General features: G+C 63.3%; 36 protein-coding genes. 7 read left to right on the top strand and 29 right to left on the bottom strand.

Features of this window, described 5'->3' with window-relative positions; genetic code table 11:
- Positions 1–59: 59 nt before the first annotated feature.
- The 26 genes from AAFX91_RS21925 to AAFX91_RS21800 all read right to left on the bottom strand — a co-directional run bounded on the left by AAFX91_RS21925 (position 60) and on the right by AAFX91_RS21800 (position 18,870).
- Positions 60–611 (bottom strand): hypothetical protein, encoded by a 552-nt coding sequence (locus tag AAFX91_RS21925; RefSeq protein ID WP_394567865.1) that lies wholly within the window; start codon positions 609–611, stop codon positions 60–62.
- Positions 608–925 carry a hypothetical protein gene (locus tag AAFX91_RS21920; RefSeq protein ID WP_394567863.1) on the bottom strand — a complete coding sequence of 106 codons (318 nt, stop codon included), beginning with the start codon at positions 923–925 and terminating at the stop codon, positions 608–610. The genes AAFX91_RS21925 and AAFX91_RS21920 overlap by 4 nt, the downstream gene beginning before the upstream one ends.
- Positions 922–1,386 carry a hypothetical protein gene (locus AAFX91_RS21915; RefSeq protein WP_394567862.1) on the bottom strand — a complete coding sequence of 155 codons (465 nt, stop codon included), beginning with the start codon at positions 1,384–1,386 and terminating at the stop codon, positions 922–924. Before AAFX91_RS21915 ends, AAFX91_RS21920 begins: the two co-directional genes overlap by 4 nt.
- Positions 1,387–1,956: a hypothetical protein gene (locus tag AAFX91_RS21910; RefSeq protein ID WP_394567861.1), complete on the bottom strand. Its 570-nt coding sequence runs from the start codon at positions 1,954–1,956 to the stop codon at positions 1,387–1,389.
- Positions 1,956–2,405: a hypothetical protein gene (locus AAFX91_RS21905; RefSeq protein WP_394567859.1), complete on the bottom strand. Its 450-nt coding sequence runs from the start codon at positions 2,403–2,405 to the stop codon at positions 1,956–1,958. Before AAFX91_RS21905 ends, AAFX91_RS21910 begins: the two co-directional genes overlap by 1 nt.
- Positions 2,406–2,407: 2 nt before the next feature.
- Complete coding sequence (locus AAFX91_RS21900) at positions 2,408–2,824, bottom strand: hypothetical protein (protein WP_394567858.1); 417 nt, start codon at positions 2,822–2,824, stop codon at positions 2,408–2,410.
- Positions 2,817–5,420, bottom strand: a complete 2,604-nt coding sequence (locus tag AAFX91_RS21895; RefSeq protein ID WP_394567857.1) for a phage tail protein — start codon at positions 5,418–5,420, stop codon at positions 2,817–2,819. Before AAFX91_RS21895 ends, AAFX91_RS21900 begins: the two co-directional genes overlap by 8 nt.
- 3 nt (positions 5,421–5,423) lie before the next feature.
- Positions 5,424–5,891 (bottom strand): GNAT family N-acetyltransferase, encoded by a 468-nt coding sequence (locus AAFX91_RS21890; protein ID WP_394567856.1) that lies wholly within the window; start codon positions 5,889–5,891, stop codon positions 5,424–5,426.
- Positions 5,888–6,559, bottom strand: a complete 672-nt coding sequence (locus AAFX91_RS21885) for a hypothetical protein (protein ID WP_394567855.1) — start codon at positions 6,557–6,559, stop codon at positions 5,888–5,890. Before AAFX91_RS21885 ends, AAFX91_RS21890 begins: the two co-directional genes overlap by 4 nt.
- Positions 6,556–7,191 carry a hypothetical protein gene (locus AAFX91_RS21880; protein ID WP_394567854.1) on the bottom strand — a complete coding sequence of 212 codons (636 nt, stop codon included), beginning with the start codon at positions 7,189–7,191 and terminating at the stop codon, positions 6,556–6,558. Before AAFX91_RS21880 ends, AAFX91_RS21885 begins: the two co-directional genes overlap by 4 nt.
- The gene (locus tag AAFX91_RS21875) at positions 7,191–9,572 is read right to left on the bottom strand and encodes a phage tail length tape measure family protein (RefSeq protein ID WP_394567853.1); all 2,382 of its coding nucleotides are present in this window, start codon (positions 9,570–9,572) and stop codon (positions 7,191–7,193) included. The genes AAFX91_RS21880 and AAFX91_RS21875 overlap by 1 nt, the downstream gene beginning before the upstream one ends.
- A 2-nt stretch (positions 9,573–9,574) precedes the next feature.
- Positions 9,575–9,868 (bottom strand): DUF1799 domain-containing protein, encoded by a 294-nt coding sequence (locus AAFX91_RS21870; RefSeq protein WP_394567852.1) that lies wholly within the window; start codon positions 9,866–9,868, stop codon positions 9,575–9,577.
- A 113-nt stretch (positions 9,869–9,981) separates the two neighbouring features.
- Positions 9,982–10,308 (bottom strand): hypothetical protein, encoded by a 327-nt coding sequence (locus AAFX91_RS21865; protein ID WP_394567850.1) that lies wholly within the window; start codon positions 10,306–10,308, stop codon positions 9,982–9,984.
- 42 nt (positions 10,309–10,350) lie between these two features.
- A complete protein-coding gene (locus tag AAFX91_RS21860) occupies positions 10,351–11,289 on the bottom strand; it encodes a phage tail tube protein (protein WP_394567849.1) in 939 nt (312 codons plus the stop codon).
- Between the two features lie 4 nt (positions 11,290–11,293).
- On the bottom strand, positions 11,294–11,455 hold the full coding sequence (locus AAFX91_RS21855; protein WP_394567848.1) for a hypothetical protein: 162 nt from the start codon (positions 11,453–11,455) through the stop codon (positions 11,294–11,296).
- On the bottom strand, positions 11,452–11,895 hold the full coding sequence (locus tag AAFX91_RS21850; RefSeq protein WP_394567847.1) for a hypothetical protein: 444 nt from the start codon (positions 11,893–11,895) through the stop codon (positions 11,452–11,454). The genes AAFX91_RS21855 and AAFX91_RS21850 overlap by 4 nt, the downstream gene beginning before the upstream one ends.
- The gene (locus AAFX91_RS21845) at positions 11,892–12,428 is read right to left on the bottom strand and encodes a phage virion morphogenesis protein (RefSeq protein WP_394567846.1); all 537 of its coding nucleotides are present in this window, start codon (positions 12,426–12,428) and stop codon (positions 11,892–11,894) included. Before AAFX91_RS21845 ends, AAFX91_RS21850 begins: the two co-directional genes overlap by 4 nt.
- 14 nt (positions 12,429–12,442) lie before the next feature.
- Entirely contained in the window at positions 12,443–12,871 is a 429-nt protein-coding gene (locus AAFX91_RS21840; RefSeq protein WP_394567845.1) for a gp436 family protein, read from the bottom strand.
- Complete coding sequence (locus AAFX91_RS21835) at positions 12,868–13,035, bottom strand: hypothetical protein (RefSeq protein WP_394567843.1); 168 nt, start codon at positions 13,033–13,035, stop codon at positions 12,868–12,870. The genes AAFX91_RS21840 and AAFX91_RS21835 overlap by 4 nt, the downstream gene beginning before the upstream one ends.
- Before the next feature lie 7 nt (positions 13,036–13,042).
- A complete protein-coding gene (locus AAFX91_RS21830) occupies positions 13,043–13,246 on the bottom strand; it encodes a hypothetical protein (RefSeq protein ID WP_394567842.1) in 204 nt (67 codons plus the stop codon).
- Positions 13,247–13,381: 135 nt separating this feature from the next.
- Positions 13,382–13,759 (bottom strand): hypothetical protein, encoded by a 378-nt coding sequence (locus AAFX91_RS21825; RefSeq protein WP_394567841.1) that lies wholly within the window; start codon positions 13,757–13,759, stop codon positions 13,382–13,384.
- Between the two features lie 15 nt (positions 13,760–13,774).
- Positions 13,775–14,680 (bottom strand): Mu-like prophage major head subunit gpT family protein, encoded by a 906-nt coding sequence (locus tag AAFX91_RS21820; RefSeq protein WP_394567840.1) that lies wholly within the window; start codon positions 14,678–14,680, stop codon positions 13,775–13,777.
- A 43-nt stretch (positions 14,681–14,723) separates the two neighbouring features.
- Positions 14,724–15,143 (bottom strand): hypothetical protein, encoded by a 420-nt coding sequence (locus AAFX91_RS21815; protein ID WP_394567839.1) that lies wholly within the window; start codon positions 15,141–15,143, stop codon positions 14,724–14,726.
- 52 nt (positions 15,144–15,195) lie between these two features.
- Positions 15,196–16,263, bottom strand: a complete 1,068-nt coding sequence (locus tag AAFX91_RS21810; protein WP_394567837.1) for a phage protease — start codon at positions 16,261–16,263, stop codon at positions 15,196–15,198.
- A 366-nt stretch (positions 16,264–16,629) separates the two neighbouring features.
- Positions 16,630–18,228: an arylsulfatase gene (locus AAFX91_RS21805; RefSeq protein WP_394567836.1), complete on the bottom strand. Its 1,599-nt coding sequence runs from the start codon at positions 18,226–18,228 to the stop codon at positions 16,630–16,632.
- A gap of 261 nt (positions 18,229–18,489) precedes the next feature.
- Positions 18,490–18,870, bottom strand: a complete 381-nt coding sequence (locus AAFX91_RS21800; protein WP_394567835.1) for a nuclear transport factor 2 family protein — start codon at positions 18,868–18,870, stop codon at positions 18,490–18,492.
- Between the two features lie 279 nt (positions 18,871–19,149).
- On the opposite strand from AAFX91_RS21800, the gene AAFX91_RS21795 reads away from it, so the two are divergent.
- Positions 19,150–19,680 carry a hypothetical protein gene (locus AAFX91_RS21795; protein ID WP_394567834.1) on the top strand — a complete coding sequence of 177 codons (531 nt, stop codon included), beginning with the start codon at positions 19,150–19,152 and terminating at the stop codon, positions 19,678–19,680.
- Between the two features lie 169 nt (positions 19,681–19,849).
- Here the strand turns inward: AAFX91_RS21795 and AAFX91_RS21790 are convergent, their stop codons facing one another.
- Together AAFX91_RS21790 and AAFX91_RS21785 are read right to left on the bottom strand one after the other, a co-directional pair.
- Entirely contained in the window at positions 19,850–20,248 is a 399-nt protein-coding gene (locus tag AAFX91_RS21790; protein WP_394567833.1) for a hypothetical protein, read from the bottom strand.
- A 266-nt stretch (positions 20,249–20,514) separates the two neighbouring features.
- Positions 20,515–21,255, bottom strand: a complete 741-nt coding sequence (locus AAFX91_RS21785) for a LexA family protein (protein WP_394567832.1) — start codon at positions 21,253–21,255, stop codon at positions 20,515–20,517.
- Here AAFX91_RS21785 and AAFX91_RS21780 point away from each other — a divergent pair.
- Positions 21,241–21,474: a helix-turn-helix transcriptional regulator gene (locus AAFX91_RS21780; RefSeq protein ID WP_394567831.1), complete on the top strand. Its 234-nt coding sequence runs from the start codon at positions 21,241–21,243 to the stop codon at positions 21,472–21,474. The genes AAFX91_RS21785 and AAFX91_RS21780 overlap by 15 nt on opposite strands.
- Before the next feature lie 11 nt (positions 21,475–21,485).
- Here the strand turns inward: AAFX91_RS21780 and AAFX91_RS21775 are convergent, their stop codons facing one another.
- Entirely contained in the window at positions 21,486–21,752 is a 267-nt protein-coding gene (locus AAFX91_RS21775) for a hypothetical protein (RefSeq protein ID WP_394567830.1), read from the bottom strand.
- Positions 21,753–21,856: 104 nt separating this feature from the next.
- On the opposite strand from AAFX91_RS21775, the gene AAFX91_RS21770 reads away from it, so the two are divergent.
- From AAFX91_RS21770 to AAFX91_RS21750, 5 genes are read left to right on the top strand one after another with little or no spacing between them, the layout of a single operon-like run.
- The gene (locus tag AAFX91_RS21770; RefSeq protein WP_394567829.1) at positions 21,857–22,078 is read left to right on the top strand and encodes a hypothetical protein; all 222 of its coding nucleotides are present in this window, start codon (positions 21,857–21,859) and stop codon (positions 22,076–22,078) included.
- Positions 22,071–22,334, top strand: coding sequence for a hypothetical protein (locus tag AAFX91_RS21765; protein ID WP_394567828.1), 264 nt, complete (start codon positions 22,071–22,073; stop codon positions 22,332–22,334). Before AAFX91_RS21770 ends, AAFX91_RS21765 begins: the two co-directional genes overlap by 8 nt.
- Positions 22,331–22,771 (top strand): hypothetical protein, encoded by a 441-nt coding sequence (locus tag AAFX91_RS21760; protein WP_394567827.1) that lies wholly within the window; start codon positions 22,331–22,333, stop codon positions 22,769–22,771. Before AAFX91_RS21765 ends, AAFX91_RS21760 begins: the two co-directional genes overlap by 4 nt.
- Positions 22,768–23,043, top strand: coding sequence for a hypothetical protein (locus AAFX91_RS21755; protein ID WP_394567826.1), 276 nt, complete (start codon positions 22,768–22,770; stop codon positions 23,041–23,043). The genes AAFX91_RS21760 and AAFX91_RS21755 overlap by 4 nt, the downstream gene beginning before the upstream one ends.
- A 2-nt stretch (positions 23,044–23,045) precedes the next feature.
- The gene (locus tag AAFX91_RS21750) at positions 23,046–23,618 is read left to right on the top strand and encodes a DNA-binding protein (protein WP_394567825.1); all 573 of its coding nucleotides are present in this window, start codon (positions 23,046–23,048) and stop codon (positions 23,616–23,618) included.
- Positions 23,619–23,638: the final 20 nt, after the last annotated feature.

Raw genomic sequence — 23,638 nt, 5'->3', positions numbered from 1 at the left:
AAACTCTAACCCCTGATGAGCCAGAGCCTCCCTTCTCGAAAAGCTTGATCTGTCTCAAATTATCTGACGACGGACAGGTACGACGCGCCATCCTTCGAGACGGCGTCAGCCACTCCGTAGTCGGCGTCAGCGTCCCATTCGCCCCTGGGATTGATGCCCTTGAAGACGCCTTTGAAAACCCATTCTCCGGCGGTCTTTTGCCACTGCCTTCCGGTCGCAGGCTGCAGCGCGAACTGATCTTCCTCGCCGAGCGACCGATCCGGCCCTTCATCGTTGGGGCCGACGATGATGAATAGGCCCTTGATCTTGAGGTACGAGATCATCCGCAACACGTCGGCCATCGCGTCGGTGCCGACAAAACGGGTCGGCGCCTTCTGGATGATGACGTAGTCGACCGCGGCCTTGCTGCCGCCGCTCCACGGCGCCCACAGCGCCAGATGCGTGGCGTCGGTGACATCCCTGATCTCGACGGGCAGAAGTCCGTCGACGATGATGATATCGCCGGCCTTGGCATTTCCGTCGCTCCAGTCCGCGCCTTCGCTGCCGACGATGACGGTGTCGCCGTTGGCGACAGACACCTTGCCGAGAGAATAGCTGGAGAGTGCGGTCACACGAATGGTCCCTTGATGGCGTCCAGCTCGGCCGACGTCGCCGCGGCGTCGATGTTCATCATGATCCTCTGGCGCTGCAGCTCGCGCTCGGCGAGATCGTTCGGCTTGGACAGGATCAGCGCTGCGAGTTCGGCGACGCTGATGCCGCGTAAGTCGGCCTCCGGCTGCAGCCGTCCATCCTGCGTCTCGGCCCAGGTGCGCTTCTGTGCGTGCGCCATCGCCACATGCGACTGCGCCGCTGCGTTGAAGGCGGCATTGACCTCCGCCTTCAATGCGACGCGCCGGTCCGACATGTAGTCGAGATTCATCCTCATGATGCCATCACCTCAATGCTTGCAGGGTTGAACGTCGGCCGCGAGACCAGCACGTGATAGACGCCGGCCGAGATCGCGGTGAGTTCGATATTTCCGTCGTCGATCACGGCGCTCGCCAGCTCCAACCCGTTGCAGACGATGGTCACCGCCGCGCCGGCCGGGATGCCGGAAATCGTCGCTGCATCGATGCCGTCAGCCACGATCTCGCTTTTGCTCGCGACGAGCGCGATCGGCCGGTTCGCCTTCACGACATCGGCGATCGCGTCTTTCGGCACGTAGCGATTGGTCCGAGCTGCCGCCGCGGCGACGTCGACATAGTTGACGACTGGATCCAGCGAGGTGACCCCGGCGAGGAACAGCCATGACTTCCCCTGGGCGTCGAGGACTTCGATTCCGTACTCCAGCCCAGGCCCTGCGATGCTCGATGTGATCTTTCCATCCTGGTCGTAGACAACGAACATCTATTGGTTCTCCAGCACGAGATATTTGACGGTGACGGTTGAACGGCAGTTCGTGATGATCTCTATGCGATCGGTGTAGGGCACGATCACGAAGCGCGCCGAGTGCCAGTTGAGACTGACCGCTCCGGCTTGGCTGGCCGTTGTCTTCTGGATCTGCGGCCCCGGGTACTCGCCGACCACGGTGTTGTTGTCCGGAGTCTCAAGGATGTAGCTATGCCAACGGTTCGCGAGATATCCGAGTTGCGAGCCTCCGGCCGCGAGCGGCACCGTCCAATCCGATGCGGTGGCGATGCCATAGGCAGCCGGGATCGGCGACACGGTCCGTCCGTAGAAGATCGTCGTGACCGTCTGTTCTGCACCGGGAGCGACGCCGGAGCCGAACGGTGCGACGGCCGTGGTCGGATTGTTGACCGCCGAGCCTTTGATCACCAGCTTCGGATGGATGAAGTCCGATGAGAACGCCATCTGCATGATGTTGGCGAACCGGACATTGAAGCCCGGCTTCGATATCCACCATCCGATCTGGCCTGCGTCGTTTTTGCCGCGCAGCGAGCGAGGTATGTTCGCCATCAGAATTGGCTCCGGTAGATCGTCCAGGCCGCGCGGTGATCAAACGATACGCTCGGCGTGCCGGTGCCGCCGTTGCTGCGGAAGGTGACAAAGAGCCTCAAGACGCCGCTGACGATGTTGAAGGTAAGATAGGTGTTGGCAATGTTCTGCGTCGAGAAGAACTGGCCGCTGTTGCTCACCATGTAGTAGGTCGCGATCATCGCGATGTTGGAGAAGCCCGCAAACGCCGCCGGCAGCGCGACGCTGGCGCTATAAGTGCCGGCCCCGATCGTGCCCTGTCCCTCCGTCAAGATCAGGGTGTCGCCCTTAGCGATGCACTGAAACACTTGCGACGACGTATCGACCAGAAAGTCACCGGGCGCAGCCGTGGTGACATCGAAGTTGGGCTTGGAGACCCAGCAACCGTAGACGCCGTTGCGCTTAATGAACTGTGCCCGCCAGATGCCCATGATCAGCCTGAAGCGAACACGTAGTAGAGGTAATAGCTGCCGTTCGGATTGAAGTAGTTCGTCGTGGGCACCCATGGAATGGTGTAGGCGACCACCTCGATCGCACTCGGCGTGACGATTGCGATCGCCGGCAACCAACGATGTGAGACGGCCCTGAAATAGACCTGGTCCTCCAGCGTTGAGCCGTTCCAGCGGAAGATCTTGACGATCGGGACGTAGTTCATCGTCGGAAACAGCACCGGGCCGCCGCCGCAAAGGATCAGCCCGCTGGCGACCACGGTGCCGATGTCCGATATCCGCGTGTCGAAGGAGATATTCGGCGAGCCAAACGGCTCGGTCCACACATCATAGCCCGGACGCGAAAACCTCACCCCAAAGGTCCCGTCGCCGAACGCGCCTCTGAGGCTACGGTTAGTCACTGATCAGCTCCCGCTCGTTGTCGAGATCGAGCAGATACCTTCCGCTGGCGCTCCCCAACGTGCCCGCGATGATATTGCCGAGGTTCGCGCTGATCGCACTTAGGAACGCAACGTTGAGCTTCGGCACGGTGATCGACCCGTCGCCGTACATATCACCGCGAAACACAATCTTCGGGACTCCGCCGACATTGGCGATCGTGAAGACAGGCACGCGAGCACCGCCGGGAACACCGGGAAAAGCCGCGACGAATTTGTCTACGACCACCGAAAACTCCGACGTGCCGGAGCCGCCATTGATCAGGTTGATGCCGACGACGTTGCCATTGACGTCGACTGTCACGGCCCACTGTGCCGCGGCCTGTCCGTTCAGTGTCGCGATAGCCGAGGCCTGCTCGGTGACCGACGCGTGCACTTCGCCGAAGTCGGCCGTGACCTCGGTCTGAAAGTTCGCGAACGCCTGGTTCGCATCGACCATTGCCTGCTGCAGAATAGCGATCTTGGCATTGGCGCCGCCGGCAGTGGCCGAAAGCTCGCTGCGCAGTTCGCGCTTGTCGAGCCATCCCGTCGCGGCCACGTTCGCGAGTGCGCCCGCGATCAGATTCATCGCGGCCTTGATCTCCTCGGCCTTGAACTGTTCGACGCTGTTGATCATGGCGCGCAAGGCATCGTCGAAGTCCCGCATCGACAATCGCACATCTGGCGTCTTCGCATCGAGCCAGTCTGACCACAGCGTATCCCGCGGCGAGCTTGGGATATACCGGCCGCGCGCCTGGTACAGTGTGTTCGGAAGGATACCTTGCTGCACGATGATCGCTCCGGCGCGCAGCTCTTCCGTGCCACCCCGCGTGACGGGTGAGTTATCCGCCTTGAGCCTGATCTCGTACTGGATGCCGGAGACGTCGGCCTGATCACCGTTCCAGGCGAGTCGGATCGCCGGCCGGCGCGCGATCGCATCGGCGTCAAACAGGCTCGTGCCCTCGGCAAACCAGTCGACGACGCCCTGCGGAGCCGGCCGCGGATTGATCGTCGGTCCACCGGTGACGGGGTTGTATTCGCCCGGGTCCCAATGGAAGTCGGAAGGATCGACCTCGGTGATCGTCATGCCGGCGTCGAGATTGGCCTTGTCGACCGCACCATCGATCCGGAACAGCTTCGCGTCGTAGCCATTGCGCTCCGACGTCCACGCGCCGACGTCGCCCGGCTCATAGATCCAGAACGCCGGCGGCATCACCAGCGTGTGCGAGCGCGCGCGCTGGCCTTCGAGGATCGCGGATTTCTGCAGCCGTTGCGCCTGTCCCGGATATGGCACCACATCGAACTGCGGCGTCGCCATCAGCCGGCGGTTACCGGCGCGCACCTCGAGGTCGGTGCGATAATAGGCCGGTGCAGGCACATACGCCCAGGCCTGATCGGGATCGGGATATCGCGCCTGGATTCCGTTGACGCTGGAGAACAACGTCTGGAACGGACGATAAACCTGCGGCTCGATCGACACGATGTCCGCATCGGTGAAGGAGAACACCGGGCTGTCGGGTTCGCCGAGGTGGATCTTGAAGAAGCCAGCGATCTCGGCGATGCGCCCCTGGCACGCCATCAGATACGTCTTGATGGCGTTCATCGGCTGGGTGTCGACGTTGATCTGGCCGCCGGACCGATAGGTTGGCTCGGGACCGTTCGCGCCGTTGATCGCGTCGCGGCACTTCTGAATCTGGACAGGCCAATTCGACGACGGAAGCCGCGCCGACGTCATGTTCTGAAGGCCGTAGACCCACGTGCCCTCGTAATAGATGCCGCGCAGAATGTTGTAGATCTGTACGGCTGTGAGATCGTCGCTGTCGCCGCCCCAGGTCGACGGGTCGGAATGGCGTTGCGGGCCGTTGCCGCCGGCCGTCGAATCCTTCGAAGGGTCATAGAGCGGAATCGAGGACGTTTCGAACAGGCACTGCGGCGCGGAAGTCCAGAGATTGTTGTTCGAGAGCGCGCGGACGATCACATAGGCGCAGCCCTTGCCGACGCGCGTCGATTCGTAGGGACGATCGACCGACGATACGTCGGACACCAGATACGGATCGGCGGTGGTCTGTGTGCCGTCGTAGTACGTCACCCAGAGATGGTCGGCTGTGCTGCCGGGATAGTTCGGGTCCCGATCCTTAAAGAATTCCGGAATCGCGACGGTCTGGCCGACGCCCGCCAGCTCGCCGCCGGGGATCGTGCAGCGCACGCCGTTGACAAAGATGCCAACCAGCCGGCAGCGCGGCAGATCGGAAAGTTTGATGACCTGGGTCAGGAACGCGTTGGGAGAGCCGGACCAGCCGCCGTGATAGTTGGCATAGACGAGCTGGCCCGCGGTGCTGCTGCGGCCCAGCGGAAAATGCCGCGGCACCGCGCCGCCGGCCTGCAGCTTGAGCTGCACGCCGAAGCTGTCGGTTTGGTTCGCCAGCTGGTTCGCATTGCCGGCGATCGCCTTGAGCGCATAGGAGACGCCGATCTCGGCGGCGATCGCCAGCCCCGCCGCAACCAAGGTGGTCGCGATGGCGCTGCCGGCGAGAAAGGTGCCGGCGAGTAATGTTCCTGCAAGTGCGGTGAAAATCGCCATGGTTCAAAGCGCCTTCAAGAAGTGCTTCTCGGCCGGCCGATAGCCGCGCCGCAGGTAGAGCTGTGCGACGTCAGGATCTTCGCCCATGCCCGCCATGCCGGCGAAGGCGCAGCCGATACTCTCTGCCCACAGCTCATAGGCTGTCAGCATCTGGAGCGCGGCGCCGCCATGGCCTCGCCGTGCCGGGTCGATCCACCACACCGTCTCGCGCGCGATCATCACCGGGCCGAACGGATGCTCGCTGGCAGCCGCGAGCAGCACGCCGTCAACGCCAGCCGATTCCCGTATCAGGGCGAACATGTTCGGCGTCGTGACATGGGCGAGGAACAGCCGCATCGCATAGGCCTCGACGAACGGCACCACGAATCCGCTCGGCCCATCCGCACGATCGAATCCGGCAGCGACGTGTGAATCGCGCAGCAGCTCCACGGCGCGATTGGCATCGGCTGGCGTTGCGCGGCGGACCCTCATCTGAACATCCCCCTGGCGCGGTCCCAGAAAGACGCAGTTCGGATCGGTCCACCTTCACGGCCCCAGAACTGTTCCCAGGATCCGACCACCGCAACATCCTGGAAGAAATTGTCGGTGGCCAGCCGCAGCCGCTGCGAGGCGTCGCTGGAGGTGTCGGAATTGGCCCGCGTCAATTCCTGGGTGTTCGCCGTGCAGCTCAACGTGACGTCACCGCTCGGATCGTTCTCCGGTGGCGTCGTGATCGGCGCTTCGTCGATGAAGCCGTTGAAGCGCGGCATCGCCGGCGCGGCCAGCGCCATGGTCTCCGGGTTGAACAGACCGCGCCATATCTGCACCTTGCCCTGCTGACAATCATAGCCGCGCACGAGATCGTTGACGCGGCCGGAGACCTGCGAGAGCTTGATCCTGACCGTCTGCACGGTGAGGTCGGAGACCAGGACGATATCCGAGATCGAGAGCAGCGAACCGCCGGCGGCGAAGTCATAAGACGTAGTGCCGCCGGTGTCGGGGTCGATCACCTGTGCGGTGGCCGCGTAGATATCGGACCAATAGCAATCCTGCACCGGCGCGCCGTTGTCCCATCGGCGCACCACGAAGCGGACGAAGTCGCGCGCGATCAGGCGGCGAGCCTGCAGCGCGGCGAAGTTCCCTAGCGATATGTCCCTCATTCGAGATACTGCCCCGCCTGAAAGGTGAGTGAGCCATGCTTGCCCGTTGCCTGCCGCGGCTCGACGGATCCCGGCACCAGCGTGAACAGACCGCGCGGCGCCTTAAGATTGACGGTGGCGTCGAGCGTAAAGCCGGGACGGATGAACGGCCGCACCTCGAACTCGGCGGTAACGCCGCTGCCGTTGGCGGCCACCGTCTCCATCGCCTGGTGCAGCGCGCGGTTGGTGCCGTAAGTGAAGGACAGATAGTCGCCCCGCGAAATCGTCTGCCCGGCATTGAGGCCCGACAATGACAGGGCGCGCTGATTGGCGGCGACCGAACGCAGCTTGCCATCATTCGCGCCGACGCCGCTCGGATACAGCCGCGGCGCCGGCCGGCGCAGATCCCATGCCTCGAAGGTGCGAATGACACCGTCAAGCGACGCGAGCACCGCCTGGTAGTCAAGCATCACGTCATTGCGCAGATCTTCGGTAGTGTAAGTCGCGGCCCACAGCGCCGGCCCGAAATCCTTGCCGATCGTGGTGCCGCCGGCGAGCCGGCTGAGTTCCTGCCGCGGGGCCATGTCGAAGGTGAACGGCGGCACGAAGCCGGTGAGCGTGAGGATGTCGCTGCGCGGATAGGAGATCGCCATCAGACCATCGTCCTCTGCTTGGCCTGCTTGTAGGCGGAGGCGGTATGCTGGACGTGCTCCTCGCTGCCGAGATAGCTGCCGAGCACCTGGCCAGCCGACTGCGCTGAAACGCTCTTCACATAGGCTTTGAATTCGCCGCTCTGATCGAAGGTGACGCCGATATCGACCTGCAGCGGCTGCGGCGCCGCCGGCGCGAACGGCGTCATCGGCGAGGACGAGCCGCCGCCGGCAAAGCCGCCGCCCGCGAAACCCTTGGCGGTGCGACGCAGCCGATCGAGGAACGCGACGCCGAGGCCGCGTGTCGACTCCTGGTCGAACACATATTCGTCGCGATGGACGACGCCGGCCGGCTGATACTTGCCGCCGGCGCCGGTGTAGCCGCCGCGATCGAACAGTCCACCGAGGCCGGTCAACGAAAGGCCGGTCGCCGACGACGCCTGCGCGGCACCAACTCCAGCGCCGCCGCCCAGGCCCAACAGACTGAGCAGACCGCCGCTCGCTGATCCGCCGAATGCATTGGCGAACAGCTTGTCGGCGGCCATCCCGATCAGCTTGTCGGAGATCTTGCCAAGCGCATTGAGGCCGGCCTTCGAGAACGCATCCCACGCGGTGGCGCCGCCACGCAGGTTCTGCGCGATATCGGTGAAGAAGGTCCGGTTGACGTTCATGCCTTCGACCAGCAAGCCGTCGAGCTGCTTGCTGGCATTGCCGGCATCATTCAACGCCTGCTGAAACTGCGGAAACGCCGAGCCGGCAACCTTCGCTGCATCCGCGGTGTCCCGCAGCGCTTTGCCGAGCGCAACCTGTGCTGCCGCCATCTGCTCGCTGTTGGTGGGATCGATCAGCTTCTGCTGGACCATCGCCTGCAACTGATCGTTAAACGCCTGCTGCGCCTTGGCCTGGTCAAAAATGCCGACCGACGCTTGCTGCCCGACGCGCGTCATCTCCGCCTGGGCGCGTACCAGGTCCAGAATCGCCTTGCGCTGATCGTCGGAAACCGAAACGCCGTTGCGGCCCGCAATATTGAGTTCGGCCTGTTTCCCGCGAACAAGATCATTGACGCTGGCCAGTTGGCCAAGCAACGAGACGCGCTGCTGAATCTTCGAATCGTCGAGATCGAGTTCCTCGCGCGTCTTCGATTGAGCTGCGCCTCCCCAATCATAGTCGCTACGCTTCAAACCCTGCGAACCGGGAATGAGCGCTTGCCCTTGATCAGCTGCCCGATTTGTTATGGCGTTGGCCGCGCCGGCAACAACTCCGACAACCGGACCGACGAACGGCAGGCCGGATGCACCGGTGGTGAGCACCTTCTTCAGCCAATCCGGAACCTGGATTCCGGTGAGCGCCGACGCGATCGAGACCACCGACGACTTGAAATAGTTGACCATCTTCGTGGTCGCGGTATTCCAGGCATCGTCGAACTCGCGGGCCTTCCGGATCAGGTTGAGCTCGGCCGATTGATTGAACTCGACCGCTCCGTTTAACGCCGATCTGATTCCCGCGCCGCCTTGCTCCATGAAGCGGACCCAGGCGGCATCGCTCGGCAGTCCGGCCTCGCGCAGGATCTTCATCTTCTGCACGTCGCTGCTGGACCGGGCGACGAGGTCGGCGACGCTGGAAAGATAGCCCTCAAGATCCTTGGCGCTCTTGCCGTTGGCAATCATCAGCCCGTTGAGCGAGCCGGCATTCCGCTGCGCCTGGTAGACACTATCGGCAAAGCCGGCGATGCCTTTGGCGAAATCGTCCTCGCTGATGCCCTTGAACGAGGTCGCCTGCTGAAGCTGATGCAGTTTACCAACAGACAAATCGGTCGATCGAGAGAGATCGTCGAGCGCGAGCGAGCCCTTCACGATGCTGCTCGTTGCGATCGCAAAGCCGGCGGCGAGTCCAACGATGCCGCCGGCGAGCAGCCGCGTCGGCGTCAAGACGCCCGCGATCTGTCTGGCGAAGCCTCCAACCGTCCCCTGCGAATTCGCGAAGATGTCACCAACCTGGGTGCCTTGCTGGATCAGCACCGTGAACAGCGATTGCCCGGAGGCGAGCGACACGCCAATGTCCTGCACCTGGCGCGAGAGGTTGACCAGTTCGTGGCGGGCGAGCCCGGCTGACTTGGCGACATTGTCGTTGGCTGCGCCGGCAGCCTTGCCCGCGGACGCGGCCGCCTCGCCGGAATAGCCGGCCACGCGCTTTAGCGCGTCCTCGATCTCTTTCGCGGCCGCCTCGGCATTCTTGCCGAGATCGGTATACGACGTCGTGGAATCGCGCGCAGCCTTGCCCGCGGCGTCGGTTTGAGCGGCCACTGACTTGACGGCTGCGCTCGCATCCTGCGCCGCCTTCTGGGCGCCGGCCGCATTGCCATCGATCACGAGCGAAACGCGCATCGTCAGTCAGCCTTGTTCAGTGCATCCGTGGCTTCGTCTTCCATGACGCGGAGGCCGCGCCACAGCTCCGGTGTGATGGCGATGCCCTCGGCTTCCAGCCCGACGCGCACCGCGGAATAGTCGAGCCCGATCCAGATCGGCATCATCGGCGCAAACCCGCCGCCCGCCGGCGCGGTGCGCCATTGCGTGCAGACGGCGAGGAAGGCCTGCACGATTGCGACATGCTCCGGCCAGACGCCTTCGTTGCCGTCCTCCACGTCCGCGGGATCGCGCAGCGCCTCGATCAGCTCCGCCATCGACTCCGGATCGAAGCCGAAGCGGCGCCCGTCCTCGATCGCCTTGGCGTCGTCGTCGGTTTCCGATGGGGCCGCCGACAGAGTTCCGCGCGCCCATTGCCGCGCGGCCCATCTCAGTTTCCCACTTTGACCTTGGTAACGGCGTTCCCATAGTGCGCGAGCAGCGCCTGACGGACATACTGCGCGTTCAGAAGATCGGCCCGCAGCTCCGCGGTATAGGGAATCGCCCGGCCGTCGTCGTCGGTCAGATCATGGAAGCTGTCGACGATTGCTTCCAGGAAGCCGTCGATGCCCGCCTGTGTCGTGAGATCGAAGATGCGCGCCTGCTCAGTGTCGACATAGTTGAATGTGGTGCGCAACGTATCTTCGATGTGCCCGTCATCGGCTGGCACGAGCACCGGCACGTCATGGGTGAAGGTGCGCTTCTTCGAGATCTTCATGGTTTCACTTCCTGACTTGTGAAAAGTGGTTTGAAAGGCGGTTTACGTGAGCGTGAGCGTGAACTGGTCGTTGCCGACAACCGGTTGCGGTGCCAGCACCAACGGCCATTCGGCGACGCCCTGGTTGTTCTGGTAGCCGGTTGGCCGCAGGATCTGGCAGGCCGGTGCGACGATGGTGCAGATGTTGCCGGCGGCCGTGCCGTGCACGATGTTGGCCGCAACAGTCGTCTGCGCCTTGGCAAGGCCGTAGACATCGAGCGTGGTGACCGGCACGGCTTCGACGGTCATGTTGATGCGCTCGGCGCGATCGACCAGCTCGATGCTCTCGCTGTTGACCAGCAGCCGCGGCTCGACCTGGCAGGCGAAGTCGAGACTGAAGTTGCGCATCACCAGCGGCACGGCGTTGACGGTGAAGGTCGGCGTGTTCGCCTTCGACACCACGAGCGGCTTCTTGAACGCGGTGAGCGTCGGCACCGCGGGCGTCGCTTCGGTCGGATCGACGTAGAGGCCCCAGAACTGCCAGCGGATGATCGGGATGCCCTGCGCATCCTGGGTGACGGTTCCGGTGCCGCGCGCGCCCCGCAGCGCATGCAGCGTCGAACCCATCCAGAACTTCATGTAGGCGCTCTCGATCAAGTCGGAGATCGGATTGTAGGCGACCGACGTGGTCGGCGTGAGCACCTCGGCAAAGCCGGCGGCGCGCATCAGCGGCCCCCAGGCCGGCGCGACGCCGGCGGTGCCGGATCCCGCCAGTTCGGTATCGAACTGCATGGTCGCATAGAGCCCGGAAGGAATCGTGCCCTGGTTGCCCAGATAAGGGATGATCAGGTCGCGGCCGAGATCCTGTCCCTCCATCGGACTGATAGTGATGTTCTTGGCGAGGATGGCATTGGTGGCGCCGGTCAGAGTCGGATCGGTGCCATAGGCCGTTTCCAGCTTCGACAGCATGACCATCTTGCGGAACTTGATCGAGGTCGCCATTGCCTTACTCCTTCGCTTTCTTCGCCGTCGATCGAGCGGCCGGCTTCTCGGCCGGCGCGGTTTCGGCCGTCACCGGCGCGGCGATCTGATCCGCGCGCTGCAGCGTGCCGTCCTTCTGGCGGATGTAGCTGCCGCCCTCGCGCGGCAATTCCCGTTGCTCGCTCATGAAACGATCCTGAGTTGGTCCATCAGCTCGAAATCGATCTGATAGAGGATGATGCCCTTACCGCCGGGGATCAGGCGGCCGCGCGTCGCGTAGAACACTCCGACCGCATCGTCCGGCGCCCAGCCGGCGAGCTTGGTGATCACCTTCTGAACGAGCGCGTCGATCTTGGGCAGCGCCTTGCTTGCCTTGACGTCGCCGCGGGCTTTGATGCAGAGGACAACGCCGACCGCTTCGGCAAGAATCTGGATGTGGACGTTGACAGAAGACTGATCGCCGCCGCGGTTGTCGAAGCCGAGCGGAACCACGAAAGCGGCGACGTCCCGCTGTGGCAGCGCCTCTTGCTCCACCAAGGCGGCAAGCTCTGCAATGCCCTCGATCGCGCCGGCGAGTTCCGGCACTTCGCTCTCGATGCGCTGCGCGACCAAATCTACAAGCGTCATCGGCCGGCTCCTTCGCCCGCGATCCAGTCTTCGCCGATCTTGACGATCGCGCGATCGTCCGCGTCGTCGAGGCCGATGAACGGCCGCGCAGGCATGTGAATGGTTCGCTCGCCGATCTGCGCCTTCCTCGCGCGATCAGCCTTGCGCGGCTTCGCGAAGCGGCTGACACCCGTCTTCTTGTTGGTCTTGAAGTGCAGCACGGCTTCGCGCGCGGCCTGTTTGATGAGGCCACCGAACTGGTGGATGGCGGCGTAGATGACGTTGGTGCCGAATTCGAGCCGGGTCGCCGATGCGATGTAGGTGAGCGACCGATAGAGCCGCGCCTTGAGGATCAGCGTCTTGCCGCCATGCTTGATGACGCGCAGCGACGGCGGCCACGGCCCCCCCGATGGCGACACGCCGCGATCGAAGCGGTGATGCGTCGAGGTGATCAACATCTCGCCGATGTTCTCGAACATGCCGCGGGGATTTTCCGCCCGCGCGATATACCCGCCGAGCTGCGCCAGCGCGGCTTCCTGTTCGGTGAGCCTCATCATGACGCCGACCATCAGATGAAGCCCTTCATATTCTCGGGCGTCAAAGGCCGCTCGCGGTCCGTGGTACGCACGCCGCTCGCGCCGGACGATTCCGGTTCCACGCCCTCGACGTCGAGGCGCACGCTGCCGGCCGAGATCAAGGCCAGCATCTTCAGCGCATCGGTGTAGTCAGTGCGGATCTTGTCAGCGACGGTGTCGCGATGGAGCTTGTAGACGGCGATCGCCTGCGCGAGGTCGCGCAGCAAGGGCGGCGTCGACGACAGCGGCAGCTTGTAACGGCCCTTCAAATAGCCGTCGATCATCGCGTCGGTGTCTTCGAGCGCGCGCGTCACGACATCGGCATCGATCTCGCCGGTGGGCGGCGACGTGCGGTCGGTGACATCGACGAGAAGATCGGTGCCGAAGCGTTCGACCAGGTCGGCTTGCGAGGCGTAGCTCACGTTGCGCGCTCCTGGTCTAGCTTGCGGAACACGTCGCCGGCCCGGCGCGCGCGGATCTTCTTACCGTCGACCAGGGCAACATCCTGCAGAAGGGATACGGTGCCACCGCCGTGATCGACGACGATTTCCCTCGGCCAGCGCTGATGCGGTGCGAGCTGTTGCACGGCGGGCCTATCGTTCGGTGAGTTGGCGATCGACATAGTCGGCGACATCGCCGCGCGCTCGCATCAGCGACACGACCGCGTTGGTTAGCGAAGGATCGGCGCCAAGCTTCTCGACCGCTGCGATCGCTTCGGTGATCGCGACCTCGGCCGGCGTCTGCAGGTCAACCCGCGCCCTCCGTGCGATCTCGCCGCGAACAATCATGATGGTCATGCGACCCTCCGGTTGGTCGTTTCACTTGGCTGACGCCACGGCGGCTCGTCCGGAAGCCGCCGCGGCGTCTATCGCGCACCGTTGTCAGGACCCGAACCAGTTGCGCATGATTGCGGGATCGGTGCGCGAATTCGGTCAGGTCGCCTTGGGCAGCCGCAGCGACACCGAGAGTTCGGGATCCCCGGCGAGCGCATCGATCTGGTCGGCATGGAGATCGGGATACGGGATCACGGTCTGCTCGCGGGTGAAGCCTCGGCCAGCGCGCCGACGGCCGCGCTCCAACTTCGCTTTCACGACGATTGAAGCGCCATTCAAAGCCTCGTCGGGAATGCCCGCCGGCAGCGGAAACGACAGCGAGACGAATTCAGCCGCGACCCCGGCCGGAGCCGCACGCGGTTCGGCCGGGGTGCTCTGCGAGCCCGAGCCAGAGGGCTGTCGCTCTCCGCTCTGTCGACCCGACGCCGTGTCGGCCTGGTCGGCCGCGTTGGAATCAGTGGGCTTTGGCTTCTTCATGGACTCGCCCTCCGATCAGGCGAGCCACGGCACGACGACGACTTCGGCCGTGCCGCGATAGATGTTGGTGGCGCCGGCCGCGTTGTTCTCGGCGCTGATCAGCTTGAGGGCGTTCGCTTCGAGCGACGGCGGCACCACAAGCAACGGCTTCACGGAGCCCTGCAGCACGTTGAGCGGACGGCCATAGTCGCCCTTCATGCCCATCAGCGCGGCGCGCGCGGCGGCGTAGTGGGTTTCATCCAGCGTCTGCTTGGAGCCCCAGGCGAACTGCCACAGGCCATAGCCGGCGTTGCCGCGGCCGTCCCAGCCGTACTGGAATTCCTTCTTGTTGAAGACGTTGTCATCCGTGGGCCGATCGAGCGAGACGAAGTCGCCGGCCTTGCGGAGCTGCCAGATGATGGGCTTCAGCACCTTCGACGTATCAAGCAGGAACCACGGTGTTCCCGCTCCGCCATCGGTATTGGCGACCGACTGCGGGACACCATTGGCATCGAGCACGGGATGGTCGGTGTCGAAGAAGAACTGGCCGTCATAGCAATTGGTGGCGAAGCCGGCGACCAGCAGCGGCCAGCAAAGCTGATCCGGCCAGGCCGCGACCGACTCGCCGAACGACGCGAAGATCGGCGTGTAGATGCCGAGATTGTCATCCTCGATATCCTCGCGATCGACGCCGATCGTCAGCTCGAAGGAGCGGTTCTTCAGCGTGTAGCTGGCCTCGGAGAGGTTCTGCACCACTCGCGCGCCGAGCCATTCGCGAACGTTCGGGATCTTGCCGAGCCAGCCATAGGTCTCGGATTTGCTCGTCGACGGCACCACGGTGGCGATGCGCTGGTACATCGTCGTAGTCTGCTGGAGCTGGTTCTGGAACGTCGTCTTGAAGCCGACGCGGAGGTTGTCGAGGTTCTGGCGGTTGACGATCATGAGGGTTGAGCCTGCGCTGGTTGAAAGAGGATTGAAGCGGCGTTCAGATCACGCCGCCGGGACCAGTCGCGACCCAGACACCATCGACATCGACCACCTTGCCGGCGACCGAACGGGCTGCGCTGCCGTCCGTCTTCGCGACCGTCTGATCGTCGACCACGTAGCAATTGGCGCCGATTTCAGCCCGCGTGATCTGATCGGCCGCCGCCGAATTGGCGAAGCGGAAGATGCCGGCACGCACCTTGACCTTGATGTCGCCGTTGGTGCCGGCTGAATTGTCGGCGTAGTGCTCGGCGCGCCCGACCGCGACCAGACCCGTTGCAACGCTGCCGGGCGCCGCGTAGCCGGCATTCAGCACGGTGAGCGCGCCGGCATAGATCTTCGCAGCTCCCTTGACATCGTAGTGGTAGACGTCGGTCGCCGCGCGCCTCGGCGTCATGCGATCGGCAGCAAGTGCAGTCATGTGCGTCTCCGTTGGTAGGCGGCGCCCGGCCGCTCAGATCCTGTGTGGGCGATCAATCAGCCGAGATCTCGGATGCGAGCGTCTTGGCGTAGTCGTCGGGCTTGATGCCAAGCAACTTCGCAGTGGCAAGCTGCTCGGCATTGAGCGAGACCTTGCCGTCTTTCACCTCCGGCGGCGTCGATGGCAGGATGGCGCTATTGCCAATCTTTGGCATCGCATTGATCTCCTTCTCGACGCGAGCAGGATCGGCCATGTGCATGGAGATGTAGTGGTCACGCAGCGGCTTCACGCCGACGCGGCCTTCACGGATGGCGCCGTCGACAAAAGCAGTCGCCTTGTCACTCGCGCTCGTGTTCAGCGCGGCCGTCAGCCTCTCGCCGAGATCCTTCACCTCGCTCTGCAGCGCGGCGATCGTCTCGGCACCGTTACCCTTCGCGCCGGTCGCTAGCGTGGTCACCGTTGCCGCGATCGTCGCAGCATCCGCATCATCCTTCAGACCGGCCGCCTTCGCGATCGACTGCAGCGAGGTCGACGAATTCAGGCTCTTGATCTTGTCGATCGCGGTCGCTTCGTCGGCATCGTCGGCAAGACCGAGGAGTTTGCGCAGCTGGGCAAGCAGATCCATAGAAGTCTCCGTGGAGTTGAGCGCGGTCATATCGCGCAGGTTCGGCGTGTTGGTGAGAGAGACGCGCGGCACGTCGAGCACGTTGCCGGACTTGTCGTGGATCAGCACTGGCGAGATGAAGCGATAAGCCTTTTCGCTCATCAGCGCCGATCCTGCAGAGCTCCATTCCACACGGCCATGGATGCCATCGGGCCGCGCCTGCATCTCGACGATCCAGCCGCGCGCTGGGGACGGGCCACCATTAGGCGCGGCGAGATCAGTTGCGTGATTTTCGTCGATCGGGATGCGCCCGCCATGGGCGTTGAGGCTCGCCTGCGCTAGTTTCGCCGCATCAGCGATGCGGTACGGCCCACGGCCATCAATCGTGGCGACTAGGCCGCTCGCGATCGGCACCAGCATAATCCATTCGGCGACGCCGCCGCTCGCATTGAGCGCGATCTCGGCGCCGACGCCGCGAACCACCGTGATCGATTGATTTGCTTTTTTCCCCGACATGAGGCCACACTGGCCCCGTCGATGGAGATTCATAACCCTGACACCTGTCAGGGTGCCTAACTAGACCCCGCCGCTTTACTGATGATGCAGCCCGCCCGCCTCACGCGTGGCTGATGCGTTGTCTCGACGGGGATCCGATACGCCGAGTGAAATCTTAGCGGTTGGAATGGCCGCTGCAAGTTCTTCCGACCAGGTCGTGCGGCACACCACTCACCGTCTGGTCAGGAAAGCAACAGGGGCCGCTATGGGCCATGGACGGACATTGCTGCGCCCAGTAACTCGGGAAGTCTGCGGCGCTGGTCCTGCAAGAAATCGACGGAACGACCGCGCGGGCTCCCGATCAGAAGCCCGCGCGCGAATACTACCCTACTGCGCCGCATGGGCCGCCATTTTCCTATCCAGCTCTTCCTTCACGGCAGCGAGATTGAAGCTCCCGCCTTTCTGCATTGGCGGGAACTCAAGGAAGGTTTGCGCTTCCTCGCCCATCTTCTGCTGAAGGAAGACGAAGCGCCAGAACTCGTTGCCCCACCATTCAATCGCTGCGAGCGATTGGTTCAGGCCCGTACGCTCGAAGGGATCGAGGCGCAAGTTGATCAAAATTGGAAAATCGACCTTGACTGTGGAACCGAACCAGCCGTTCGGCTGATCGGTCAGTCTGTACTTGAAGTCGTTGATGCGCACCGCGGAGAGGTTGCCTTCGGTGAAATAGAAGATCTCGTGGCGCTTCGAGGGGCCTTTGCCGGTGATGAGGTCCGTCTGATCATAACCGTCCAGGTGGACCCTGTAGGTGCGGTCGCCGACCTGTTTGCCTTTCTTGAGTTCTTCAACGATGTTCGGATTGCCGGCGGCAGCTACAAACGTTGGGAACCAGTCGAGGCCGGATACGATGCTGTTCTCCACCTTGCCGGCCGGCACCTTGCCCGGCCAGCGGATGATCATCGGCGCACGGAAGCCGCCCTCGAGCGCCATTCCCTTCGCGCCGGCAAACGGGGTCTGACCGCCGTCCGGCCAAGTGAAGTTCTCGGCGCCGTTGTCGGTGGTGAAGCCGAGGATCGTGTTGTTCTCGAGCCCGTTATCCTTCAGGTACTTCATGACCGAGCCGACGATGTCGTCGAGTTGCGCCATGCCAGCTTCTTCGATGGACCAGCCGTTCTCGGGGTTGCGCATGTTCTCGTATTTCTCGGAGAGATGCGTGAAGACATGCATGCGCGTAGGATTGAGCCAAACGAAGAACGGCCTGTTCTCGCCTCTGGCCTTGTCGATGAAGGCCAGGGCGTGGCTGAGGATTTCGTCGTCCACAGTCTCCATTCGTTTGGGACACAGTTCGCCCGCGTCCTCGATCCTCTGTTTGCCGGTCTTGCCCCAGCGCGGCTGGACGGTGGCATCATCCACGTCAGTCGCGAAGCTGTGGATCATGTGCCGCGGGCCAACGGTCTCTTTCAGGGCAGGCGGGTAGTTGCGATGACAGGGGTCCTCCATTGCATCGAGGTGATAGAGATAGCCGAAGAACTCATCGAACCCGTGCATCGTAGGCAGGAACTGGTTCCTGTCGCCCAAATGGTTCTTGCCGAACTGGCCGGTGGCGTAACCCATCGATTTCAGCACGCTGGCAATGGTCGGGGCCTCGTCCGGCATGCCGATCGGGGACCCAGCCTGCCCGACTGTGGTCAGCCCGGTGCGGATCGGCAGCTCGCCAGTAATGAAGTTGGCGCGGCCTGCCGTGCAGCTCGCCTCGGCGTAGTAGTCGGTGGACCGCATGCCCTCTGACGCGAGCTGGTCAAGATTTGGCGTTCGACCAGCCATCATGCCCTGATTGTAGACGCCGATATTGAACCATCCGATATCGTCGCCCATGATCATGACGATGTTGGGCCGTTGCTGCTGCTGTCCGATTGCTTGCGGGCTCGCCATCGTCATCGCAGCGATCAGCGTAAGCCCGCACGTCCAAGCATTCCCTATGCTCATAGTGGCTCCTCCCGGATGGACGTGGTTTGAAATTCCCGACCCTCTCGGACTGCCGCATGCAGCGGACGCGCCCAAAGGCCGCCTTCCAAAGAGCTTGCGGCGAGGAGCCTGCGGCAAAATGCAGCTGCTGTACACCCGTGATCAATGTGCGGTTGTTTGACTTAAATCAATACATCGATTGTGACACGGCAGCTTTCGGTCATAAGCGGAATTCGGTTTATCCACTCTCTCAGCGGCTTCGCGCCCACTCGCTTCGGAGATCTACCCTGGGCGCTCGACAAGATGCGCACGCGAGGGTGCGGGGTCGAACCGGTCGCCGAAATACTGCGTTTCGTGAGCCACCAATCCCTCACGAAACTCCATGATGCTCACGACGTAGGACGGTACCCCGTCATAGGTCAGGACAAACTCGCTCACCCAGAGGTCGCCGCCGCCAACTATCCGCCGAACGGAGAAGCGCTTTTTGTTCGGCTGCACAAATCGGCTCTCTTGAATGTTCCTGCGGCCGTGGATGCGTTCGCCAGACTGCGGATAGTCGAGCACGGCATCCTCGCGATAGATGTCATGCTCGGCCTCGAAATCGTTTGCGTCTGAAGCATTCCAATGGCGCTGGAGCTCCGCCAATATGGTTCGATCGTCCATCTCGACCTCCGATTTAGGTGGCTCTCATCTCGTCGATCTTACGCCTCTCAAGGGGCGTCGTCCTCACTCCTTTCAGGAGAGCAACGGGGGCCGCTATGGGCCAGAAGCAGGCAATGGTGTATATTGCGCTGAGGCGCCCGCCGCCCCATGAGCCTTGGCACCGGTCAGCTTCGGCCACGTCCAGACTCACGCACCGCAACACGGCCCTTGCATGCGAGCGACCTGGAGCGGATGCTTGTTGAAGGCATGCGACCGCCATCTGGGAAGGGATGGCTACCCATGTACAGAATCGAACACTTTGCGCCGGTTTTCGAAATTGCCTTCACGCTAAGCGCGCTCTTCTATTACGTTGAGTTGCGCGAAGTCGCCGTAGAGCGGTTGAGGGATGCTTTGGATACCATTGCGGCCGCTCAAACATCGGCCGAGCAAGCGATCAAGGATAGAATCCGCGACCTGATAAAAACCGACATACCGCCCGGAGGAATGCTCAGCCTGAGCTCCAGAACCAAGGAAGTAGACGCAAAACTGTCTGACCTTGAGAGCGAGAAAGAACGCGTGATGCTGCAATGGATATTCCTAAGATGGGCCTCGAGAATGATCGCCTACTGCAATCTCACAACGCACGCGCTAGCAGTTCTCTCAACAGTCGTCTCCCTTGGTGCCCTGGTTTATTCGGGATTTGATCCGCACCGGGATTTTGGCTGGCAGGACATCACCATACTTTTGGCGATGTCATACGCATCGATCACTTGGAATCTCCTCTTCTATATGCTCGCGCTGCCGGGATTGAATAGAGCGCTAGCGTCTTAAAAGCTTTCCCGCAGTCCCTGCACTCTCGGTTCATATCGAGGACGGGCACACCTAGGCATCTCCACTCCTCACCCGGAAAGCGCCCCAGCGGATACGGGCGAACATGCGGAAGGTCCGGCCCTCGGCTGCCTCGATCAGTTGTTCGACGGCGAGCTGCCACTCCGGCCGGTCACCAGGTCGACGGCGGATCCTGGGCGGAGATCTTGTTCGGTCGCAGCGCCACCAGATGGCTACGCTTGTAGGGATAGCCGCGGACCCCGGAGCAGTCTTTGCAGCGCATGTAACGCTCCAGCTCGTGGATGGGCGTCGACTTGCGCCGGCGGATGATATCGAGCGCGACCGTCTGGTGCGTGTTGCAGCCCAGGCATTTCACTTCGAGATAGCGATAGCCGGCGTTGAGGCAGTCGCCGAGCGTTGGCGAGGGCTGCGCCGGCCCCTGGAACGCCAGCATCCGCTTATTCCAGGCTTGGCAGGCCAGCCGGTCAGCCTGCTTGCGTGCTTCCGCCGCCTGTTCAGCGGCAGCGCGGACCGACGCGCCATAGATGGTCTCGCGGGATTTGGTGCCCATGGGTCGGGATCAAAGCCGGACTCAGCCGCCAGCGCAATTCGCAAGATATGGGGGCCGCCCGGCAGCCGGTCCGGCCCCAGATTTCCACGTGAAACATCCCGTTTCACGTCCCGGCCGGCACCGGGACCGGCGGCATGGGGCAAAACCGCCCCGTGGCGGGCCACAGGGCGTTGAATTTCAGTTTAAATAAATTCCCGCTCCGGAAAGACCGGGTTGAGGCCCAGGCCGCTCAGTGGGCTTCCTACGGCGTCGCCGGTTCCCGGCGGCTAATTCCGGCGCCGTGGCGCGCTTTCGTGCCCGCCGGTCGATCTTGGTTTCCGCTCCTTGCTCTTGGACTTCCGCCGCACGTGGCGTGGCGCGATCGTCGCGATGATCTCACTCGCCCAGGCGATCTTGACCCCAATGATCGGCTTCGCATTGAAGCTCTCGAGATTGTAGGTGTGCGGCTTAGCTCCCGGCAGCAGCATCTTCAGATAGCGACGCCCGTCGACGGTTCGCACGGCTGCCAGCTCGCCAACTAGGTGGGACGTCGCCCGGGTCTGCTGACGATAGACAACGACGACAACACCATCCGCATATTGTGGCAGCATCGAATCCCCACGCACCTGCAGGCCGATGACCTCTTCCTCCAACTGCAACGGCAGCTCGACCTGGTCGAATCCATCCGGCGGCACCTGCTCATAGTCGGGGTCGATCTCGGCGCCGGCGCCGATGTAGCCCATGATCGGGATCATCATACGTCCGCCGGGCTCAGGGTCGAGAACGCCTGATTCGCGGGCCATCGCGAGGATCTGATCGCGCACCGTTCCCCGCGGCTCTACACCGGCTAGCCACCTGGAAACGTTGTTCTGTTTGGTCTGCAGCGCCTCGGCAAACTGCTCCTGGGTCCAGCCCCGGGCAGCCAGAAGTGCTTGGATTACGTGGCTAATCTCCATGCCCCAATTATACATTTTTGGATAATGGCAATCTAATCCACACCGGGATTTTATTGCTTGCGTTTCATCCATATGAATCCGATCCGCCATATCCGCTGCGAGATCTTCCGCGTCACTCAGGACGAGTTTGCGGAGATCCTGGAGACAAGCCAGGCCACGATCTCCCGGTGGGAGGCCGGCATTACAAATCCATCGCTGCGCCATCTTCGGCGTCTTCGCGCCGAGGCGATCCAGCGAAAGCTCAAATGGGATGACCAGCTTCTCTTCTCGGCCGGGGGCCGCGCGGCATGAAGCTGGCTTCGCTAATGTCGCCGCGTCTCACGCCCATGGCCTTGCGCTTGGCTGCCGCGCAGCTCCTGCATCACGGTCGGCAGCGCCGATCGGGGCAATACGATCGAGGCAACCTTGCGTCGGGTGCCATTCCCGTTGCCGGCGACGTCAACCCACCAATTCAGCCGCGTCCAGTCCTCGTGGTCCTGGACGTCCACGCCGGACGCGAACGTGTCGCCGATGGTGTGCGGATCGATTACAGGCCGGCGGTGGTCATTTCGTCGGGACGGCGCGGCCATCGAGAACTCCTTACTAGCATCTCTACGCGCCCCAGCATTGCCGGTTCCGCTCTGGTCGGCGACTCAGTTTTTTCAAGCATTACTGAGCTTGACAGGGGGCGCGAATGACGGCAGGCGCGCCCGCCTATTGCGACGATCTCGTGATCCGCGTCGATGTGATCGCGGTCAGCCGCTACTTCATCGTGCTGCGCGATCAGCTCACGTGGCATCAGATCAGCTTCCTTTATGACGAGGCCTTCCGGCTCGGCTCGTCGCCGTCTGGCGATTGCTATGAGCTGACGCTGCCTCGGTGGCTCGCGATCGAAAAGGACATCTCCGATGTCTGATCGCGTCGTCACGAGGTTCGCCGTTGCCCGCATGCAGGGCGTTCAGCCGCGCCTGTTCGCCGGCCGCTTCGAAGGTCGAGGCGAACAGGAGCTGATGACTCCGGTCACCACGGGCAATCCGGACCGCGCCAGGCTCTACGAAGATGAAGTCGTCGCGCAGACCGTCGCGAAGATCTTCAACACCCTCCATCGTATCGACGCCAGCGGCAACGAAGTTGCCTGGGTCGCGATGCGCGTGCCGGAGGCCCTCACATGAAGGGCAACGGCCAACTCGATCTCTTCGGCGGGCTCACGCCGGTCGACCGCTTCCCGGCGGATCGGATCCGAGCCGCGACCTGCGCAGCGCGCATCGCCCGCGCCGTCGCCGAGGCGATCAAGAACGCGTCGATGTCGCGCGCAGATATCGCGAAGGCGATGTCTGAACATCTCGGCGAGAGCGTCACGCCGGGCATGCTCGATCAGTACACATCGACCGCAAACGAGCGGAACAACATCCCCGCGCACCGGCTGATCGCGCTGGTCGCGGTCATCGGCGATGTCCGCGTTCTCAACGCCGCGCTCCAGGACACCGCCTTCGTCGCGATCGACACCGCCTACGAGCCGCTGCTGCGGCGCGAGCTTGCGAAGGAAGCCCGCGACCAGCTCGATCGCGCGATCAACGATGCGGATACGCAGTGGAGGGCCGCGCGATGAAGTATGCGGACCTCACGCGCGCGCAGCAGCTCGCACTGATCGACATCGTCAGCCGCGGCGGTCTCTTCCGCATCGCCGCCGGCTATGACGGCTCGATCGTACACAGCCACGGCACCATGCTGGCGCTGGCCCGACGCGGGCTCTGCAGGATCCATCGCTCGATTGGCGACATGGGCGCAGCCAATCCGTCCAGGCTCGGCAGGAAAATCATCATCGACGAGTTTGGCGGGACCGCGGCGCTGGTCGACGCGAAGAGGAAGCGCGGGAAGTGAAGATGTTCCTCTGCGCATCCGAAATGGCTGGCCTGCCGGAAATGCCGGGCACCGAGCGCGGCGTGCGATTGCTGGCCGCTCGCTCTGGCTGGGCCGGCCAGCGCCGCGCCGGCACCAAGGCGACCGAGTATCCGATCGATGTCATGCCGCCGGCCGCACGCGCCGCCTATGTCGGCAGCCACATCGAGGCGATCGATATCCCCACCAGCGTTGCGCGCGAGGCCGCCAGCGAACCGGACGCCGTCAATGTCAAGGGCCATGCCGCGACCGCGCGCGATGCAAGGCTGGCCGTGATCGCGCTCGCCGACAAGATCGCTCGCGACGCCGGCATCGGTCATAAGCGTGCCGACCAGCAGCTCTGCGATCTCTACGCTACCGGCCAGCTCGAACTCGCCGGCTGGATCTCCGAGGAGATCAAGTCCGTGACCCCGCGCACGCTGGCCCGATGGCGCGCGCACGCCAAGGCCGGGCAGAAGTCCCGCCTTGCCGTCGACCGCGCCGCCGCGCGTCGCGGCACCGGCGGTGTGCCGAGTATGAACGACAGCTTGGAGGTGGAAGTCCTCTATCCAGCCTGATGACGGCGAAGGATTAGCGA

Origin of the sequence: Bradyrhizobium sp. 31Argb, assembly GCF_043638955.1 — a bacterium.
Lineage (GTDB): Bacteria > Pseudomonadota > Alphaproteobacteria > Rhizobiales > Xanthobacteraceae > Bradyrhizobium.
This window is presented reverse-complemented; position numbering and strand designations above follow the sequence as displayed.

Bases quoted from the DNA above. Each gene is read 5' to 3' on its own strand.
- AAFX91_RS21920 (WP_394567863.1), bottom strand. From the start codon at position 925: ATGAGGATGAATCTCGACTACATGTCGGACCGGCGCGTCGCATTGAAG.
- AAFX91_RS21915 (WP_394567862.1), bottom strand. From the start codon at position 1,386: ATGTTCGTTGTCTACGACCAGGATGGAAAGATCACATCGAGCATCGCA.
- AAFX91_RS21910 (WP_394567861.1), bottom strand. From the start codon at position 1,956: ATGGCGAACATACCTCGCTCGCTGCGCGGCAAAAACGACGCAGGCCAG.
- AAFX91_RS21905 (WP_394567859.1), bottom strand. From the start codon at position 2,405: ATGGGCATCTGGCGGGCACAGTTCATTAAGCGCAACGGCGTCTACGGT.
- AAFX91_RS21895 (WP_394567857.1), bottom strand. From the start codon at position 5,420: ATGGCGATTTTCACCGCACTTGCAGGAACATTACTCGCCGGCACCTTT.
- AAFX91_RS21890 (WP_394567856.1), bottom strand. From the start codon at position 5,891: ATGAGGGTCCGCCGCGCAACGCCAGCCGATGCCAATCGCGCCGTGGAG.
- AAFX91_RS21885 (WP_394567855.1), bottom strand. From the start codon at position 6,559: ATGAGGGACATATCGCTAGGGAACTTCGCCGCGCTGCAGGCTCGCCGC.
- AAFX91_RS21880 (WP_394567854.1), bottom strand. From the start codon at position 7,191: ATGGCGATCTCCTATCCGCGCAGCGACATCCTCACGCTCACCGGCTTC.
- AAFX91_RS21875 (WP_394567853.1), bottom strand. From the start codon at position 9,572: ATGCGCGTTTCGCTCGTGATCGATGGCAATGCGGCCGGCGCCCAGAAG.
- AAFX91_RS21870 (WP_394567852.1), bottom strand. From the start codon at position 9,868: ATGGCGGAGCTGATCGAGGCGCTGCGCGATCCCGCGGACGTGGAGGAC.
- AAFX91_RS21865 (WP_394567850.1), bottom strand. From the start codon at position 10,308: ATGAAGATCTCGAAGAAGCGCACCTTCACCCATGACGTGCCGGTGCTC.
- AAFX91_RS21860 (WP_394567849.1), bottom strand. From the start codon at position 11,289: ATGGCGACCTCGATCAAGTTCCGCAAGATGGTCATGCTGTCGAAGCTG.
- AAFX91_RS21855 (WP_394567848.1), bottom strand. From the start codon at position 11,455: ATGAGCGAGCAACGGGAATTGCCGCGCGAGGGCGGCAGCTACATCCGC.
- AAFX91_RS21850 (WP_394567847.1), bottom strand. From the start codon at position 11,895: ATGACGCTTGTAGATTTGGTCGCGCAGCGCATCGAGAGCGAAGTGCCG.
- AAFX91_RS21845 (WP_394567846.1), bottom strand. From the start codon at position 12,428: ATGAGGCTCACCGAACAGGAAGCCGCGCTGGCGCAGCTCGGCGGGTAT.
- AAFX91_RS21830 (WP_394567842.1), bottom strand. From the start codon at position 13,246: ATGACCATCATGATTGTTCGCGGCGAGATCGCACGGAGGGCGCGGGTT.
- AAFX91_RS21825 (WP_394567841.1), bottom strand. From the start codon at position 13,759: ATGAAGAAGCCAAAGCCCACTGATTCCAACGCGGCCGACCAGGCCGAC.
- AAFX91_RS21820 (WP_394567840.1), bottom strand. From the start codon at position 14,680: ATGATCGTCAACCGCCAGAACCTCGACAACCTCCGCGTCGGCTTCAAG.
- AAFX91_RS21815 (WP_394567839.1), bottom strand. From the start codon at position 15,143: ATGACTGCACTTGCTGCCGATCGCATGACGCCGAGGCGCGCGGCGACC.
- AAFX91_RS21810 (WP_394567837.1), bottom strand. From the start codon at position 16,263: ATGTCGGGGAAAAAAGCAAATCAATCGATCACGGTGGTTCGCGGCGTC.
- AAFX91_RS21805 (WP_394567836.1), bottom strand. From the start codon at position 18,228: ATGAGCATAGGGAATGCTTGGACGTGCGGGCTTACGCTGATCGCTGCG.
- AAFX91_RS21800 (WP_394567835.1), bottom strand. From the start codon at position 18,870: ATGGACGATCGAACCATATTGGCGGAGCTCCAGCGCCATTGGAATGCT.
- AAFX91_RS21795 (WP_394567834.1), top strand. From the start codon at position 19,150: ATGTACAGAATCGAACACTTTGCGCCGGTTTTCGAAATTGCCTTCACG.
- AAFX91_RS21790 (WP_394567833.1), bottom strand. From the start codon at position 20,248: ATGGGCACCAAATCCCGCGAGACCATCTATGGCGCGTCGGTCCGCGCT.
- AAFX91_RS21785 (WP_394567832.1), bottom strand. From the start codon at position 21,255: ATGGATGAAACGCAAGCAATAAAATCCCGGTGTGGATTAGATTGCCAT.
- AAFX91_RS21775 (WP_394567830.1), bottom strand. From the start codon at position 21,752: ATGGCCGCGCCGTCCCGACGAAATGACCACCGCCGGCCTGTAATCGAT.
- AAFX91_RS21770 (WP_394567829.1), top strand. From the start codon at position 21,857: ATGACGGCAGGCGCGCCCGCCTATTGCGACGATCTCGTGATCCGCGTC.
- AAFX91_RS21765 (WP_394567828.1), top strand. From the start codon at position 22,071: ATGTCTGATCGCGTCGTCACGAGGTTCGCCGTTGCCCGCATGCAGGGC.
- AAFX91_RS21760 (WP_394567827.1), top strand. From the start codon at position 22,331: ATGAAGGGCAACGGCCAACTCGATCTCTTCGGCGGGCTCACGCCGGTC.
- AAFX91_RS21755 (WP_394567826.1), top strand. From the start codon at position 22,768: ATGAAGTATGCGGACCTCACGCGCGCGCAGCAGCTCGCACTGATCGAC.
- AAFX91_RS21750 (WP_394567825.1), top strand. From the start codon at position 23,046: ATGTTCCTCTGCGCATCCGAAATGGCTGGCCTGCCGGAAATGCCGGGC.